This is a genomic window from Rathayibacter sp. AC451, from assembly GCF_979253095.1.
In genome coordinates this window covers 846832-861955 of record NZ_CEEDBD010000001.1, presented here as the reverse complement: position 1 = coordinate 861955, position 15124 = coordinate 846832, and the positions used below count along the sequence as shown (strand labels likewise).

Genomic DNA, 15124 nt, shown 5'->3' with positions numbered 1-15124 from the left:
CGCCCGCCGACCGCGCCGTGCGGCGCTCGATCGCGCGGTCGGGGAGCCGGTGTCGGTGCCGTCGGCTAGCGTTGGCGCACGTGAACAGTCCCTCGAGCTTCGGTCATCAGGTCGGCACCTCCGCTGCGGAGCACCTGTCCCCGTCGTTCCCCGGACGCGCTCCGTGGGGCACGGCGAACAAGCTCCGCGCGTGGCAGGCGGAGGCCCTCGAGGCCTACTTCCAGACCGAGCCGCGCGATTTCCTCGCCGCGGCGACGCCGGGCGCCGGCAAGACGACCTTCGCGCTCCGCCTCGCGGCCGAACTCCTGCACAACCGCACGGTCGACCGCATCACGGTCGTCGCGCCGACCGAGCACCTCAAGCGCCAGTGGGCCGAGGCCGCGCACCGGGTCGGCATCCGGCTCGACCCCACCTTCACGAACAGGATGGGGCGCCACGCCCGGCACTACCACGGCGTCGCCGTGACGTACGCCCAGATCGCGGTCCGCCCCGAGCTGCATCGCGAACTCACGCTCTCGGGTCGCTCCCTCGTGATCCTCGACGAGGTCCACCACGGCGGAGACGCGCTCAGCTGGGGCGACGCGATCCGCGAGGCCTTCGAGCCCGCGGTGCGCCGGCTCTCCCTGACGGGCACGCCGTTCCGCTCCGACACCGCGCCGATCCCCTTCGTCAGCTACCTCCCCGACGAGGAGGGCATCCGCACCTCCCTGACGGACTACGCCTACGGCTACGGCCGCGCGCTCGCCGACGGAGTCGTCCGTCCCGTCCTGTTCATGGTCTACGCCGGGCAGATGCGCTGGAAGTCGAAGGCAGGCGACGAGATGGAGGCGCGGCTGGGCGAGGGCAACACGAAGGACATCACCTCGCAGGCCTGGCGGACGGCGCTGGACCCCAAGGGCGACTGGATCCCCTCGGTGCTGCGGGCCGCCAATACGCGGCTGAGCGAGGTGCGCCGGGCGATCCCCGACGCCGGCGGACTGGTCATCGCGACCGATCACTACGCGGCCCGCGCCTACGCCGCGATGCTCCGCGAGATCAGCGGCGAGCCCGTGACCGTCGTCCTGTCGGACGAGAAGGAGGCGAGCGACCGGATCGAGGAGTTCTCGAAGGGCACGAGCCGGTGGATGGTCGCCGTGCGCATGGTGTCGGAGGGCGTCGACGTGCCGCGACTCGCGGTCGGCGTGTACGCGACGTCGGCCTCGACTCCGCTGTTCTTCGCCCAGGCGATCGGCCGGTTCGTGCGAGCCCGCCGCCGCGGCGAGACCGCGTCGATCTTCCTCCCCAACGTGCCGGGCCTGCTGGCGCTGGCGAGCTCGATGGAGCAGCAGCGCGACCACGCGCTGGACCGCAAGAGCTCGGACGACGAGGAGTACCCCGAGGCCGACCTGATGGCCGACGCCGAGCGGCAGGAGAAGGCGTCCTCCGAGCTCCTCGAGGAGGGGCGCTTCGAGTCGCTCGGTTCCGCCGCGACCTTCGACCGCGTCGTCTACGAGGGCGCCGAGTTCGGCATGGAGGTCGAGGTCGAGAGCGAGGAGGAGCTCGACTTCATCGGCCTGCCGGGGCTCCTCGAGCCGGATCAGGTGCGCGAGCTCCTGCAGCACCGCCAGCAGCGCCAGGCGAAGCGCGCAGGAACGCGGCCGGGAGCGGCCGCTGCCGCACCGGAGGCGAAGGAGAGCGAGATCCCGGCCCCGCTCTACCGCACGCTCAAGGAGCAGCGGAGCCTCCTCAACTCGCTGGTGGGGCTGTGGGCCCGCAACACGGGGGAGACCCACGGGCAGGTCCACACCGAGCTGCGACGGCTCTGCGGCGGCCCGGCGGTCGCGCAGGCCAGCGTGACGCAGCTGCAGGCCCGCATCGACCTCCTGCGGCGCAGGATCGGCTCGCACTGATCCGGAGCGCCTCGCTAGCCGATCATCCGGGCGCTGCGCCAGCCCCTCCGGCAGGATCGGTGCCGCCCGTACTGTTCCAAGCGTGACCTCGCCGCTGCTCCCGATCCGACCGTCGAGCCCGCGCTCCGCGGCGCAGATCGCGAGCCGGGACGGCGACCTGTGAGCCCCGCCGACCCGGGCCTCCCGGCTGAGCCGGAGGAGGCCCTCGCTAAGGTGGGCAGTCGGTCCGTCGCGAAGGTGATGGACCATCACCCCCGACGTCGGGCATCCGCGGACCGAACGACGGCCTCATCCGGATCGCCCGAGACCACACCCCAGAGGAGTCTCGTGGAGACCTGGCCCGGAACCGCCTACCCCTTGGGCGCCACTTTCGACGGAAGCGGCACGAACTTCGCTCTCTTCAGCGAGATCGCCGATCGCGTCGAGCTCTGCCTCTTCGACGACGACGGCACCGAGACGCGAGTCGACGTGCTCGAGTCGGACGCCTACGTCTGGCACTGCTACCTGCCGCAGGTGCAGCCCGGCCAGAAGTACGGCTACCGCATCCACGGTCCGTACGACCCGGCTGCCGGCCAGCGCTGCAACCCCAACAAGCTGCTGCTCGACCCCTACGCGAAGGCCGTCGCGGGCGAGATCGACTGGGACCAGTCGCTCTTCTCGTACACCTTCGGCGACCCCGACTCGACGAACGACGAGGACTCGGCGCCGCACATGATGATGGGCGTCGTCATCAACCCGTTCTTCGACTGGGCAGGCGACCGCCGTCCCCGCATCTCGTACGACCGCACGGTCATCTACGAGGCGCACGTGAAGGGGCTCACGAAGAGCCACCCCGACATCCCGGAGGAGCTGCGCGGCACCTATGCGGGCGTCGCGCACCCCGCGGTCATCGCGCACCTCAAGCACCTGGGCATCACGGCGATCGAGCTGATGCCCGTGCACCAGTTCGTCAACGACTCGACGCTGATCGAGAAGGGGCTGTCGAACTACTGGGGCTACAACACCATCGGCTTCTTCGCGCCGCAGAACACCTACTCCTCCACGGGCGACCAGGGCCAGCAGGTCCAGGAGTTCAAGAGCATGGTGCGCGCTCTGCACGCGGCCGGCATCGAGGTCATCCTCGACGTGGTGTACAACCACACCGCCGAGGGCAACCACCTCGGTCCGTCGCTGTCCTTCCGCGGGATCGACAACGAGGCGTACTACCGCCTCGTCGACGACGACAAGCGCTACTACATGGACTACACCGGCACGGGGAACACCCTCAACGTCCGGCACCCGCACTCGCTCCAGCTGATCATGGACTCCCTGCGCTACTGGGTCACCGAGATGCGCGTCGACGGGTTCCGCTTCGACCTCGCGTCGGCGCTCGCCCGCGAGTTCTACGACGTCGACCGCCTCTCCACCTTCTTCGAGCTCGTGCAGCAGGACCCGGTGGTCTCGCAGGTGAAGCTCATCGCCGAGCCCTGGGACGTCGGCCCCGGCGGGTACCAGGTGGGCAACTTCCCCCCGCAGTGGACGGAGTGGAACGGAAAGTACCGCGACACCGTGCGCGACTTCTGGCGCGGGGAGCCCTCCACGATGGGCGAGTTCGCCTCGCGCCTCACGGGATCGGCCGACCTCTACGCCCGCTCGGGCCGCTACCCGGTCGCGTCGATCAACTTCGTCACCGCTCACGACGGCTTCACCCTGCGCGACCTGGTCTCGTACAACGAGAAGCACAACGAGGCGAACGGGGAGGACGGCAACGACGGCGAGTCCCACAACCGCTCGTGGAACCACGGCGTCGAGGGCCCCACCGACGACCCGACCGTGCTCGGCCTGCGCGCGCGGCAGCAGCGCAACTTCCTGGCGACCATGCTCATCTCGCAGGGCGTCCCGATGATCCTGCACGGCGACGAGCTCGGGCGCACTCAGAACGGCAACAACAACACCTACGCCCAGGACAGCGAGCTGACCTGGATCGACTGGTCGACCGCCGACCGCCCGCTGCTGGAGTTCACGGCGGCGCTGATCCGCCTCCGCGCCGAGCACCCGACCTTCCGACGCGGCCGCTTCTTCGACGGGCGCCCCGTGCTGCGCGGCTCCGAGGAGCCGCTGCCCGACATCGTCTGGTTCAAGTCGGACGGCACCGAGATGAGCCCGTCGGACTGGGACTCCGGTCTGGACCGCTCGGTGGGCATCTACCTCAACGGCAACGGCATCCGCGAGCGCGACGAGCGCGGCCAGCCCGTGACCGACGACAGCTTCCTCCTCTACTTCAACGCCGATGACGTCGACGTCGAGTTCAGGGTCCCGAGCGACGAGTACGCGCTGGCGTGGGCGGTGCTCGTCGACACGGCGGGCGCCGAGGCCGACTCCGTGCCGCGTCCGGCGGGGGCGATGCTGACCGTCCAGGCGAAGTCGCTCGTGATCCTCCAGGAGCACAGCGCGCCCGAGCCCGAGGTCGACCACTCCGTCGCCGCCTCCCTCGCCTCGCTCGCCGCCACCTCGGCGATCCCGATCGTCGGGACCACCAGCCCCCACGCGGAGTCGACCGACTCCGCGACCGCCTCTTCGACAGGAGCCTGACGTGCGACTGCCCGCTTCGACCTACCGACTCCAGATCCGCTCCGGCTTCGATCTCGACGAGGCGGCGCAGATCGCCGATTACGTGCGCTCGCTCGGCGCCGACTGGCTCTACTTCTCCCCGCTGCTGACGGCCGAGCCCGGCTCCGACCACGGCTACGACGTCGTCGACCACTCGCAGGTCGACCCGGCGCGGGGCGGAGGCGAGGGCTTGGCCCGCGCCGCGGCCGCCGCCAAGGCCGAGGGACTCGGCGTCCTCATCGACATCGTGCCGAACCACATGGGCGTCGCGACGCCGAGCGAGAACTCCTGGTGGTGGGACCTGCTGAAGAACGGGAAGTCGTCCCGCTACGCGACCGCGTTCGACATCGACTGGGAGGCGGGCGAGGGCAGGCTGCGCGTCCCGATCCTGGGTGACGGCGCGAGCGAGGGCGACAGCGACAGCGAGCTCGACGCCCTCGAGGTCGTCGGCGACGAGCTGCACTACTACGAGAACCGCCTGCCGATCGCGCCCGGCACCGCCGAGCCCGGCGACTCCGGTCGCGTGGTGCACGAGCGTCAGAGCTACGAGCTGGTGAACTGGCGCCGAGCGGACGCGGAGCTCAACTACCGCCGCTTCTTCGCGGTGAACACCCTCGCCGCCATCACCGTCGAACGACCCGAGGTGTTCGACGCCTCGCACCGCGAGATCGTCCGCTGGTTCACCGAGGGACTGGCCGACGGCCTGCGGGTCGATCACCCGGACGGCCTCGCCGACCCGGGCGGGTACCTCGACGACCTCGCTCGCGCCATCGGCGGAGCGCCGGTGTGGGTCGAGAAGATCCTCGAGGGCGACGAGACCCTTCCGGCGCACTGGGCGACGGTGGGCACGACCGGTTACGACGCCCTCGCCGACATCGATCGGATCCTCGTCGACGCCGACTCGCGGCACGTGCTGGAGGGTCTGGACGCGGAGCTCGGCGGCGGCGGCTCGCCCGTCGTCTGGGCCGATCTGATCCACGACACCAAGCGCGGCATCGCGGACGGGATCCTCCGCTCCGAGGTCCTGCGGCTCGCCCGACTGATCCCCGAGGTCGACGGGGCGGACGACGCGATCGCCGAGCTGCTCGCGACGTTCCCGGTGTACCGCAGCTACCTGCCGTACGGAGCGGAGCACCTCGAGCACGCCCGAGTCGACGCCGTGCACCGGCGCCCGGAGATCGCCCGCACGATCGATCGAGTCGCGGAGCTGCTCGGCGAGACCGGCACTCCCGTCTCCGTGCGCTTCCAGCAGACCTCCGGCATGGTGATGGCCAAGGGCGTCGAGGACACGGCCTTCTACCGGTACAGCCGGCTCACGTCGCTGAACGAGGTCGGAGCGGACCCCGACGAGTTCTCCATCGAGCTCGAGGAGTTCCACCGCCGTCAGGGCGTGCGCCAGGCCTCGTTCCCGGCGTCGCTCACCACCCTCTCGACGCACGACACGAAGCGGGGCGAGGACACGAGGGCGCGCATCACGGCCCTCGCGGAGGAGCCCGAGGTCTGGGCCGGGACCCTGCGATCGCTGCACTCGCTGGTCGGATTCGGCGACGGACCCGTCGAGCACCTCCTCTGGGAGGCGATCGTCGGGTCGTGGCCCGCGTCGCGCGAGCGGCTGCACGCGTACGCCGAGAAGGCCTCCCGCGAGGCGGGCAGCTCGACGAAGTGGACCGCTCCCGACGAGGCGTTCGAGAAGCGGATGCACGCGGCGGTCGACGCCGCGTTCGACGACGCCGAGGTCCGCCGTCTGATCGAGGAGACCGTCGCCCGCGTGCAGGCGACGGGCTGGTCGAACAGCCTCTCGGCCAAGCTCGTGCAGCTGACGGCGCCCGGGATCCCGGACGTCTACCAGGGCAGCGAGCTCTGGGAGACCTCCCTCGTCGATCCGGACAACCGCCGTCCGGTCGACTTCGCCGAGCGGCGCTCCCTGCTCGAGCGGATCGACGGAGGGTGGGTCCCCGGGATCGACCGGGAGGGCGCGGCGAAGCTGCTCGTCACCTCTCGCGCGCTGCGGCTGCGCCGCGACCGTCCGGAGCTGTTCACGCGCTACGCCCCGGTCTTCGCCATCGGGGAGGCACGGGAGAACGTCATCGCCTTCGATCGCGGAGGCGCCCTGACCGTCGCCACGCGGCTCCCGCACGGCCTCGAGCAGGCCGGCGGCTGGGGCGGGACCGTGCTCGTGCTGCCGGGGCACCCCGTGCAGGACCTGCTCACCGGGCGCACCTTCGCGGGAGGCACCACTCCCGTCGCCGAGATCCTCGGCGGCGGACTCCCGGTCGCGCTGCTCGTCCCGGTCGTCTGACCCTCCGGCCGGGGCTCTCCGCCCCGGCCGGCGCCCCACCTCCCGTCTGCCCGACCCGCTCAGGAGCTCCCCGTGATCAGTACGACCCCCTACCGCTACGCCCTCGCCACCGCCGGGCCGGACCGCTTCGACGTCTGGGCCCCCGAGGCCTCGACCGTCGAGCTCGTGATCGAGGGCGGCGACCCCGTCGCGATGACGAGGAGGGGTCAGGAGGGCTGGTGGCGAGTCTCCGGCTCCGCTCCCGCCGGTGAGGTCGACTACGGCTACCGCATCGACGGTTCCGGCCCGTACCCGGACCCGCGCTCGCGACGCCAGCCCGGCGGGGTGCACGAGCTGTCGCGCACCTACGACCCCGCCGTGCACGCGTGGCAGGACGGCGCCTGGACGGGCCGCCAGCTGGCCGGAGCGGTGATCTACGAGCTGCACATCGGCACGTTCACCCCCGAGGGGACGCTGGACGCCGCGGCGGGCAAGCTCGACCACCTGCGCTCGCTGGGTGTGGACTTCATCGAGATCCTGCCCGTCAACGCGGTGAACGGCACGCACAACTGGGGCTACGACGGTGTGCTCTGGTACGCCGTCCACGAGCCGTACGGGGGACCGGAGGCGTACCAGCGCTTCGTCGACGCGGCCCACCGCGCCGGCATGGGCGTGATCCAGGACGTGGTCTACAACCACCTCGGCCCCAGTGGCAACTACCTCCCCGAGTTCGGCCCCTACCTCAAGAACGAGAAGGCCAACACGTGGGGCAGCTCCGTCAACCTCGACGGTGAGGGCTCGGACGTCGTCCGCGGCTACATCATCGACAACGCGCTGATGTGGCTGCGCGACTACCACGTCGACGCGCTGCGGCTGGACGCGGTCCACGCGCTCGTGGACGAGCGGGCGGTGCACGTGCTCGAGGAGATGGCGTCCGAGGTGGCGGTCCTCTCGGCGCACGTGGGACGCCCGCTCACCCTGATCGCCGAGTCCGACCTCAACGATCCGACGCTGATCACTCCGCGCGAGGCGGGCGGCTACGGTCTCGACGCCCAGTGGAGCGACGACTTCCACCACGCGGTGCACGTCGCCCTGACCGGCGAGACCACCGGCTACTACGAGGACTTCGCCCCGCTCGGATCCCTCGAGAAGGTGCTGACCCGCGGGTTCTTCCACGACGGCACCCTCTCGACCTTCCGAGGCCGTCACCACGGTCGGCCGATCGACACCGAGCGGATGCCCGCGTGGCGCCTCGTGGTCTGCAGCCAGAACCACGACCAGATCGGCAATCGGGCGATCGGCGACCGGCTCACGGCGACCCTCGACGAGGGCCGGCTCGCGATCGCTGCGGCGCTCACCCTGCTGGGCCCGTTCACTCCGATGCTCTTCATGGGCGAGGAGTGGGCCGCATCGACTCCTTGGCAGTTCTTCACCTCGCACCCCGAGAAGGACCTGGGCGAGGCGACGGCGAAGGGCCGCATCGCGGAGTTCGCGAAGATGGGCTGGGACCCCGAGGTCGTTCCCGACCCGCAGGACCCCGAGACCTTCACCCGATCCCGGCTCGACTGGTCCGAGGCCCAGGAGGGGCGCCACGCCCGGATCCTCGGCGTCTACCGCGAGCTCGGCGCTCTGCGCCGTCGGTTCCCCGAGCTGACCGACCCGCGGTTCGGCTCGCTCGTCGTCGACTTCGATGAGGAGCAGCGCTGGCTGACTCTGGGCCGCGGCCGGGTGACGATCGCGATCAACGTCGGCGACGCGGCGACCCGCGTGCCGCTGCCCGAGGTCGCCGAGTCGCTCCTGGGCGTCGGCGAGTACGCGGCGCAGCCGGGCGACACCGAGGTCGATCTGGGCGCCTCGTCGCTGCTGATCACCCTCACGACCGCGGACTGATCCGCGGTTCCTCGAACCGTCGGGCTCCCGGAGGGACGGCTCGCCTCGCGGCGGGCCGTCCCTCCGTCGTCGGGCGGTCAGCGCTGCGATGCCGTGTACTCCGCGGCGGCGACGACGCGCACGCCGTCGTCGTGCACGAGCAGCAGCGCTCGGAGCGGGATGGCGCGGCGGTGGCACGCGGCGGCCAGGTAGCGGGCGAGCACCCGATCGGTCTCGCCGAGGAAGGCCCGGCCCGGCCGTTCGAGCGCGAAGGCGAGCGAGCCGACCTCCTGATGGGCGACCGCCTTGGCGAGCGTCGCCACGATCCTCTCGGTGCGCGCCTCGTCGGGGTGCACGGGGAGCCCGTCGACGGGGTAGAGGATCGGCAGCTGGAAGCCCTCGCGGTCGAGGAGGATCGGCCAGAGGGCTCGGCGGTAGGCCGGGCCGATCAGCGAGGAGACCCGCTCGCGCAGATCCCTGTCGTCGAGCAGCGGCGCGTCCAGGTGCGGGAGCGGGCCGGCGGAGTGGGTGGTCGTCATGGGATCGCTTTCTCGTGGAGCGCGCGATCGCGGGAGCGGTCGTCGCCGGGTGCCGGTGGTCATCGGAAGTTGCGGGAGGTCGTTCGAGCGCCGACCGAGAGGGGTTCGAAGCGGTCGGCGATCAGGTTGGTGACGCCTTCCCGGGAGCGCTCGAGGATTCCGCGGACGAGCAGGGCGGGCGCTTCCCGGGCGATGCGCCGGTAGCGGTTCCATACTCCGACGGAGCAGATCACGTTGAGGATCCCGTGCTCGTCCTCGAGGTTCATGAAGGTCACTCCACCGGCTGTGGAGGGACGTTGGCGGTGGATCACCACCCCGGCGACCTCGATCCGCGTCCCGGAGGAGGTGCCGGGCAGGTCGGCCGTCGAGCGGGCTCCACGAGCCTGCAGATCGGGGCGGAGGTGGCGGAGCGGATGGTCGTCGGGCGAGACGCCGGTCGCCCAGAAGTCGAAGACGACACGCTCCTGCGCCGAGAGCATCGGCAGCAGCGGCGGTTGGACCGCGACCACCGATCCCGCGAGGAACTCCTCGCGGTCCGAGGCGGCCGTCCCGGCCTCCCAGAGGGCCTGGCGACGATCGAGCCCGAGGGAGTCGAACGCCCCCGCGGCGCCGAGCGCCTCGAGCTGGGTCGCGTTCGCCCCCACCCTCCGCGAGAGGTCGGACATGCTCGCGTACGCGCCTCCCCGCTCGCGCTCGGCCACGATGCGCTCGGCGAGGGCGTCCCCGATGCCCTTCACACCGGCCAGCCCGAGGCGGATGACGAAGTGCGCGTCGCGGCGGTGGTCGTCGGTGTCGAAGTGCTCCGACCCGTCGAAGAGGCCGGTCGGCGGCTGGTGGGGCGAGAGGCACTCCTCACGGCCGTACGCCGCCCCGCGACGTCGGGGGCGCGGTGCCTCCTCCGCCGCCTCGAGCCCGGGGTGCGGGAGCGACCGGTTCACGTCGGGGGACTCGACGCGCACCCCGTGCCGCCGGGCGTCGGCGACGAGGGTGTGCGGAGCGTAGAACCCCATCGGCTGCGCGCGGAGCAGAGCCGCAGTGAACGCCGCCGGGTAGTGGAGCCGCAGCCATGCGCTCGCGTAGACGAGCAGGGCGAAGCTGATCGCGTGGCTCTCGGCGAAGCCGAAGTTCGCGAACGCCTGGATCCGGGTGTAGATGTCGTCGGCCACCTCGCCGGTGATGCCGTTGCGCTCCATGCCCTGGTAGAGCCGCTCGCGCAGGGTCTCGATCTTCTCCGTGCCCCTCTTGCACCCCATGGCCCGCCTCAGGAGGTCGGCGTCCTCGGCGTTGCAGTCGCCCACCGCGACGGCCACCTGCATGAGCTGCTCCTGGAAGAGCGGGACGCCCAGGGTGCGCTTGAGAGGGGTGACGAGGAGGGGGTGCTGGTACGTCACCGGCTCCTCGCCGAGTTTGCGCCGGATGTAGGGGTGCACCGCTCCGCCCTGGATGGGTCCGGGACGGATCAGGGCGACCTCGATCACCAGATCGTAGAAGCGGCGCGGCTGCAGCCGGGGCAGGGTGCCCATCTGGGCGCGGCTCTCGACCTGGAACACCCCGATCGAGTCGGCGCGGCAGAGCTGGTCGTAGACGCCCTTCTCCTCCCGAGGGATGGTGGAGAGGTCCCACTTCTCGCCGACGTGCTCGGCGACGAGGTCGAAGGTGTACTGCAGGGCGGCGAGCATCCCGAGACCGAGCAGGTCGAACTTGACGAGGCCCATCCAGGCGCAGTCGTCCTTGTCCCACTGCAGCACGGTCCGCTTCTCCATCCGCGCAGGCTCGATCGGGCACACCTCGCCCACCGGGCGGTCGGTGAGGACCATGCCTCCTGAGTGGATCCCGAGGTGCCGCGGCGCGCCGAGGACGCGGGTGGCGAGGGCGACGACGTCGTCGGGGATGTCGTGGTCGGTGCTCTCGACGATCGCGCCCCAGGACTCGACCTGCTTCGACCAGCCGTCCTGCTGGCCCGGGCTGTAGCCCAGGGCCTTCGCCATGTCGCGGACGGCGAACTTGGGCCGGTAGGTGATGACGTTGGCCACCTGTGCGGCGTTCAGCCGGCCGTACTTCTCGTAGACGTGCTGGATGACCTCCTCGCGCCGTTCCGAGTCGAAGTCGACGTCGATGTCGGGCTCCTCGTCGCGGATGCTCGAGAGGAAGCGCTCGAACGGGAGGTCGTAGAAGATCGAGTCCACCGCCGTGATGCCCAGGACGTAGCAGACCGCGGAGTTCGCGGCCGAACCGCGGCCCTGGCAGAGGATCCCCTTCCCCTTGGCGAAGTGCACGATGTCGTGGACGATCAGGAAGTAGCCGGGGAAGTCCTTGGCCTCGATGACCGCCAGCTCCTTCTCGAGCCGGTCGAGCACGTCGGAGTCGGCCTGCGGGTACTTGTCGGGCACGGCCCGGCGCACGAGCTCGCGCAGCCAGCTCATCGGCGTGTGCCCGTCCCCGACCTCCTGGCGGGGGAGCCGGGGTCTGACCCGGCCCAGCTCGAAGGCGATCTCGTCGGCCACGAGGACCGTGGTCTCGACGGAGCCCGGATAGCGCGCGAACCGCTCGGCCATCTCGGCTCCGGAGCGCAGGTGCGCTCCTGCGGCGGCGGGCAGCCAGCCGTCCATCTCGTCGAGGCTGCGCCGTGCTCGGACGGCCGCCAGCGCGGTCTGCAGCGGACGGTCCTCGGGGCGGGCGTAGTGGACGTTCCCGGTCGCCACCCGCCGCAGTCCGAGACGCTCCGCGATGCCGGCGAGCTGGTCGTTGTGCAGCGAGGCGAGCGGATCGCCGTGGTCGTACAGCTCGACGATCACGTTGGCGGCTCCGAAGAGGCGCACGAGCTCGCGCACCTCCTCCTCGGCCGCCGATTCCCCGCTCGCGACCAGCGCCTGGCGCACAGCGCCCTTCCGGCATCCCGTGAGGACGATCCAGTGGCCCCCTGCCGCCCGGGCGAGCTCCTCGAGGTCGTAGCTGGGCTTGCCCTTCTCGGCGCCGGCGAGCTGAGCCGTCGTCAGAGCGCGGGCGAGCCGGTGGTAGCCCTCCTCGCGGCGCGCGAGCACCAGCAGGTGGGAGCCCTCCGGATCCGCGACGCCGTTCTGGGGAGCGCGCAGTCCGAGCGAGAGCTCGGCGCCGAAGGCGGTCCGGACGGGGTGGCCCTGCGCCGCCTCGGCCATCCGGACGATCCCGTACAGGCCGTCGTGGTCGGTCAGGGCGAGGGTGTCGATGCCGAGACGGACCGCCTCCTCCACCAGCTGCTCGGGTCGGTTCGCTCCGTCGAGGAAGCTGAAGTTGGAGTGGGCGTGCAGCTCGGCGTAGGGCACCTTCCGATCGGGGGAGCGGACGTCGTCGCCCGCCGTGTAGGCAGGCCGCTTGTGCGACCACGCGGGGCTGTCCCCTCCGTCCCCCTGGACGGGGCTGCCATCGGCCCTGCGCCCCGAGGAGAGGCGTCGTTCGAACTCCGACCAGGGGATCGGCGGGTTGTTCCAGCCCATGGGGCTCCTTCTGAGAGGTGGGGTCGAGCGCGGATCGGGGAGAGGAGGGCGGTCAGTCGTACCGGGCCTCCGCGGCCCACTCCCCGTCGCGGCAGAGCAGGAGCCAGGCGGTGCCGGTCGCGTCGACGACCTGGAACCGGTCGTAGCGCGTGGCCGTCCTCGCGTCCCACCACCGCTCGTCCACGGGCCAGGGGCCGGCCCAGCCGCTGATGGGCTCGAGCCGTGCCTGCGAGGTCCCGAGCGCGAAGTAGACGGGGACGGAGACGAGCGCGCCGCGATCGTCCACCGACACGGGCTCGCCCCGCGGGCCGCGCACCAGGGCCGCGGAGGGCTCGGTGAACACCGTGGGAGGCAGGGGCGGCGGGAGCGAGCCCGGCCAGGGCAGCTCCTTGGGCCGGGCGTCCCCGGGCTCCCGATCGCCCCAGGGCACGAGGTGCTGCCGGTCGCGGAGCGCCCGGCCGCCCCCGATCGACGCGGTCACGACCGCCTCGTGCCCGAGCATGCTCTGCACCCGGCTCAGGCCGTGGTGGACCCGCTCCTCGGGGGCGGTGCCCCAGAGTCCCTGCTCGTGGTTGCCGATCGCATCGACGGCCTCGGGCTCGACTCCGATGCGGGCGATCGGGGAGCGCAGGCCGGTGTCGATCGCTCCGCTGCCCTGCAGCTGCCAGCGCACCCGGTCGAGGACGTCTCCCGGGGTGAACCAGCGCGGGTGCAGCCAGGTGCGGGACGAGAGCTCGCCGCGATCACTGGTGACGTCGATGCGGATCGCCGTGGCCACCAGCTGCGATCGGGTGAGGCCCGCGACGAACTCCTCCGCCGCGATGCGGAAGGCGAAGGCGGCCTGGTCGATGCGGTCGAGCGGCGGCTCGAACTCGAGGAACCTGTCGAGCCTCTCGGGGGGCAGCCGCGGGACGACGGCCTCCGTCTCGGCTCCTCGGGCGAGGAGGTGGGAGCGCGCGCCCTCGGGACCGAACCTGGCCGCGACGTCCTCGGCCGGCAGCGCGGCGAAGGCTCCGAGGGTGCGCACCCCGAGCCGGCGCAGGAGCGTCACCAGATCCTCGCCCCGCACCGGCTTCGCACGGACGACGGCTGCTCCGACGGCCTCCGTGCCGAGCGCCTCTAGGCGCAGCGGTGCGAGGAACTCCGCGGTGGCTCCGGCCGCCACGATCGCGACCGGCTCACCCGAGTGCTTGGCGGCGAGCTCCGAGGCGAAGAGCCCGTCGGCGATGCCGATGCGGGCGCGCTCGACCCCGAGCCCGGCCAGGCGGCGGAGGATCGCCTCGGCGGCGGACTGCTCGCTCCCGTAGTAGCGGCGGGGGCCTCGAGCGCGGATCGCGCACAGCCCGGGGCGGATCAGCTGGACACCGGGCGTGATCTCCTCCAGAGCCTGCACGAGCGGTTCGAAGGCGCGGTGATCGAGGACCGGGTCGTAGGGCAGGACGGTCAGGCCCGTGCAGCGCGACTGCGCCTCGCGGATCCGCATGCCCCGTCGCACGCCCTCGGAGCGTGCCGCCGGGGAGCAGGCGAAGACGCGGCTCCTCTCGGTGAGCGCCAGCGGCGCCTCGGGCGGCAGGCCTGCGTCTCCCGCTGCGGCGAGCAGCGGCCAGTCCGGGCACCACACGAGGATCGTGCGGCGCAGCTCGGGTGCGGTCGCCATCTAGACCGCCTGCTCTCGCAGGCGCGAGCGCTCGTCGAGCACTCCGAAGGCCGGATCCGCTCCCGGCATGCTCATCCGGACCGTGCGGACCCGGGTGCCGGCTCGACCGACCACATCGACCAGGGCCTCCCGGGAGCGCAGGTAGCCGTGGCCGGCCCCGAGCCCCTCCCACCGGTTGCTGCGGATGCTGAGCCGGGCCTCGGCCTGGGGCCACTCGCCGAGGACGACGAGAGCGGCACCCCGCTGGCGCAGCCGGGCGCCGAGTCGGGAGACGTCGGCCGAGGAGACCGAGGCGGGCGGGCGGGTCAGGACGACCGTGAGGACGTCGACGAGAGCCGCCGTGACGGTGAGCCAGTGCTCGGCCGGCGACGGCACGAGCACCAGCCGCTCGAGATCGATGCCGATGCCCGCCGCGGCCTCGGCTCCGAACTCGGGCACGCCGACGACCCCGCACCAGGCGCCCTCCGCCGAGGGGCCGGCGAGCAGCCCCATCGCCAGGCTCAGCGACCCGTCGACGGAGTACGCGGCTCCCTGCTTCAGGGTTCCGCCGGGCAGCGCCGCGGCGAAGGCGGGCAGGGTGGCCAGGCTCTTCGTCTCGAGCGTCGTCGCCTGCATGTCGCGGATGCGCGACTGCAGCTCCTTCACCGAGGCGAGCTGTCGCAGCAGCGGCTCCGCAGCCTCGGCCGTCCCCTCGGAGAGGGTGGAGGAGGAGGCTGTCATCTGCCCATGTTCGAACATGTGTTCGAGTATGTCAATCGCCACCGACATCCGCGGCGGGGTCCTCGAAGACTACGTCCGAGCACCGTCATCGGCACCTGTGGAGGACCGGC

The 15124-nt window shown here is 71.8% G+C and carries 8 protein-coding genes; 4 read left to right on the top strand and 4 right to left on the bottom strand.

The annotated features are described in order from the left end of the window. Window positions 1–80 precede the first annotated feature (80 nt). The 4 genes from AC0CID_RS04065 (at window position 81) to treZ (ending at window position 8646) form a co-directional block, all read left to right on the top strand. Complete coding sequence (locus tag AC0CID_RS04065) at window positions 81–1889, top strand: DEAD/DEAH box helicase (RefSeq protein ID WP_307786020.1); 1809 nt, start codon at window positions 81–83, stop codon at window positions 1887–1889. Window positions 1890–2216: 327 nt separating this feature from the next. Next, window positions 2217–4460, top strand: coding sequence for a glycogen debranching protein GlgX (gene glgX / locus AC0CID_RS04060; protein WP_207402583.1), 2244 nt, complete (start codon window positions 2217–2219; stop codon window positions 4458–4460). Between the two features lies 1 nt (window position 4461). Next, on the top strand, window positions 4462–6777 hold the full coding sequence (gene treY / locus AC0CID_RS04055; protein ID WP_465225867.1) for a malto-oligosyltrehalose synthase: 2316 nt from the start codon (window positions 4462–4464) through the stop codon (window positions 6775–6777). Window positions 6778–6849: 72 nt separating this feature from the next. Then, the gene (gene treZ / locus AC0CID_RS04050) at window positions 6850–8646 is read left to right on the top strand and encodes a malto-oligosyltrehalose trehalohydrolase (protein WP_465225866.1); all 1797 of its coding nucleotides are present in this window, start codon (window positions 6850–6852) and stop codon (window positions 8644–8646) included. 77 nt (window positions 8647–8723) lie between these two features. Here treZ and AC0CID_RS04045 read toward each other — a convergent pair whose 3' ends face one another. Genes AC0CID_RS04045 through AC0CID_RS04030 form a run of 4 tightly spaced genes read right to left on the bottom strand, consistent with a single transcriptional unit; the run spans window position 8724 to window position 15014 of the window. Further along, window positions 8724–9164, bottom strand: coding sequence for a hypothetical protein (locus AC0CID_RS04045; protein ID WP_465225865.1), 441 nt, complete (start codon window positions 9162–9164; stop codon window positions 8724–8726). Between the two features lie 59 nt (window positions 9165–9223). Continuing rightward, the gene (locus tag AC0CID_RS04040; RefSeq protein WP_465225864.1) at window positions 9224–12637 is read right to left on the bottom strand and encodes an error-prone DNA polymerase; all 3414 of its coding nucleotides are present in this window, start codon (window positions 12635–12637) and stop codon (window positions 9224–9226) included. A gap of 52 nt (window positions 12638–12689) precedes the next feature. Further along, window positions 12690–14294, bottom strand: a complete 1605-nt coding sequence (locus AC0CID_RS04035; RefSeq protein ID WP_465225863.1) for a DNA polymerase Y family protein — start codon at window positions 14292–14294, stop codon at window positions 12690–12692. Beyond that, window positions 14295–15014 carry a hypothetical protein gene (locus AC0CID_RS04030; RefSeq protein WP_242682756.1) on the bottom strand — a complete coding sequence of 240 codons (720 nt, stop codon included), beginning with the start codon at window positions 15012–15014 and terminating at the stop codon, window positions 14295–14297. It lies immediately after the preceding gene. Window positions 15015–15124 lie beyond the last annotated feature (110 nt).